The organism is Pseudonocardia xishanensis (assembly GCF_039541715.1).
Lineage (GTDB): Bacteria > Actinomycetota > Actinomycetes > Mycobacteriales > Pseudonocardiaceae > Pseudonocardia > Pseudonocardia xishanensis.
The window spans coordinates 1-2,375 of sequence record NZ_BAABGT010000001.1 but is presented as its reverse complement, the minus strand read 5'-3'; the positions used below and the strand labels follow the sequence as shown (position 1 = coordinate 2,375).

The window sequence follows — 2,375 nt, the reverse complement described above, 5'->3', positions numbered from 1 at the left end:
TGCTGCCAGGACCGCCGACACCGACGGGACCGGGCCCACTACTTCTGAAACGACGTCTTAGACGGAGGCAGCGACGGTTCCGCGGGTACCGCCGACAGATCGCCCTCCCGACACCACCCGAAGCAGCTGTCGAAGCACCCGTTCAACGGGCGGCGAACGCGGGCCCGGACGTGAACCTTCTGCATTCGGCGCTCCGCCTCGCCTCCGCGGAGTCGCCACCCCCGAACCTCAACGGCGTGGTGTCCACACCGGACGGCATCGTCCTTCTCGGCTTGCGGGGAAAACCCCTACCCGCCGCTTTCGACATGACTCAGGACGGCGACTGGATCCTCCCCTCCTCGGCCACCACCGCACCAACGGCCCGCAATAGCTATCCGGCGGTCGCCTCGATCGGCAGGCTCGAGGACGGCAGCACCGTGTTCACCGATCTCGAAGCCGACAGCGTCCTGCACCTCGTCGGCAACCGCTATCGCGCCGCCGAGCTCCTCCGCAACATCGCGCTGGAGCTGGGCACCAGCGTCTGGGCCGAGGATCTCGAGCTCATCGTGGTCGGTCTCGACCCCGACCTCACTCCGCTCGGCCACCACAAGGTCGAGACCTTCGACGACCTCCGGCCCGCGCTGCAGCGCTTCACCGATGGCCTCGACCTGTCCGTCTCGGAGCTCGACACCGGCCAGGACGGCGCACCGGCGCGCCGGGCCGCGGGCGATCCGTCTGACGCTCTGGTCGTGACGGTCCTCGTCGTGCACGGCGTCGACCTCTACGACGAGCGCCTGCTCAAGGACGTCTGCGAGCGGCTCCTCGCGCGCGGACGCACCAGCGCGGTCGTCCTTACGTCGAGCACGGCGACGTCCCTCCCGGGGCCACGACTATCGGTCGATGAGGACGGCATCCTCGCCGACGTCGAGTGGGCCGGCGGACACGTGAGAGCCGAGCAGATGCCCCAAGACCTCGCCGTCTCACTGCTCGACGTCCTCGCGACCGCTCAAGCCCCCGACGAGCCGGTTCCGCCTGCGGCAGAGGAGCATCCGTGGGCCCAGCAGATGACGATCGACGGGGCCTGGGACCCCGAGCTGGACGAACCGGAGCCGGCTGCGGAACCGCTGCCATCGCCAGCGCGGACGACCGAGCAAGAGCGGCGCCTCGTCCGAGTGGAGAACGACGATCCGGACCTCGACGACGATCTCGCCGAGTGGGGCGACACCGAGACCCCGGCACGGCCACTGATCGCTGTGCTGGGTGAGCCGCAGGTCCGAGCCCCGGGCGGGCCGCCTCCTATTCGCGCCGCCTGGCAGATAGAGGTGGTCGTCTACCTCGCCTTCCACGAGCGCGGGGTCAGCCGCGAGAAGCTGACCACCGACCTCTGGCCCGATAACAAGGCAACGTCAGCGTCGAACGTCCGGCGCACCGTCGCCGAGCTGCGCCCATGGATCGGCAAGCACCCGACCCGCCCCGACATCGAGTTCATCCCCTCGCTCAGCACCAGCGGCGACGGGCGCTACCGCATCACCGGGCACCTTCTGGACTGGGAACTGTTCCGTCGGCTCCGCAAACGGGCCCAAGCCCGCGCCGCCGCAGGACACATCGCCGACGCCCGTGCGGACTATCTCAACGCCCTCCGCCTAGTGCGCGGCCCGATCCTCAGCCCACTGCGCAACCGCGGGTACGCCTGGCTGAACAACCCCGACCAGCACCACGACACCCTGATCCCGGGCTTCGTGATCGACACCGCCCACGAGCTCGTCGACCTCTCCCTCGCAGAGGACGACATCGAAAAAGCGCGCTGGGCGGCCGAGGTCGGTCGACTCGTCGACCCCGACTCGACACACGACAGCCCGTTCCTCGACCTCATGCGGATCTCGCATGCCGAGGGAGACACCGGCGCGATGCGTCAGTACGCCGAGCTCTTGCTCGCTGAGCGCGACTTCGAGGTCGGCGAGGACCTGCCACCGGAGAGCTTCGAGGTCTTCAACCGGCTTTTCCCCAACGGCCTCGGCCGAGCGGTCGACGACCGGTGATCGTCGGGGCCTCAGTCGGCCTTGCCCTTGCCCCGCTTGTACTCGTCCTCGCGACGCGCAGCACGCGGACGCTCGATCCGACGCCGTCGATTCTGCTCCCCGTCGTAGCCGGGCTGATCGGCCTCGGTGCGATCGCCGGCGCGTCGACGAGATTGAGCGCTGCGCTCGTCCTGCTGACGACACTCGCCGTTGTCGGCGGCGCCGCCATGATCGTCGATGTGGCGGAGGGACGGCTGCCCAATCGCCTCATCGCAATTCAGAGCGTTGCCGTTGCACTCGTGCTCTGCGTGAGCGCATGTGAACCGTCCTGGCCGGTGGAGAGGCTCCTGATCTAGCAAGGAGACTGGAGCTGTGGGA

2 protein-coding genes are annotated in these 2,375 nt (G+C 68.9%); both read left to right on the top strand.

The annotated features are described in order from the left end of the window. Positions 1-305 precede the first annotated feature (305 nt). Positions 306-2,018: an AfsR/SARP family transcriptional regulator gene (locus ABD993_RS00010; protein WP_345411349.1), complete on the top strand. Its 1,713-nt coding sequence runs from the start codon at positions 306-308 to the stop codon at positions 2,016-2,018. Next, a complete protein-coding gene (locus tag ABD993_RS00005; RefSeq protein WP_345411348.1) occupies positions 2,015-2,353 on the top strand; it encodes a hypothetical protein in 339 nt (112 codons plus the stop codon). The genes ABD993_RS00010 and ABD993_RS00005 overlap by 4 nt, the downstream gene beginning before the upstream one ends. Positions 2,354-2,375 lie beyond the last annotated feature (22 nt).

Coding starts and splice junctions, on each gene's coding strand:
- ABD993_RS00010 (WP_345411349.1), top strand. CDS start 306: ATGACTCAGGACGGCGACTGGATCCTCCCCTCCTCGGCCACCACCGCA.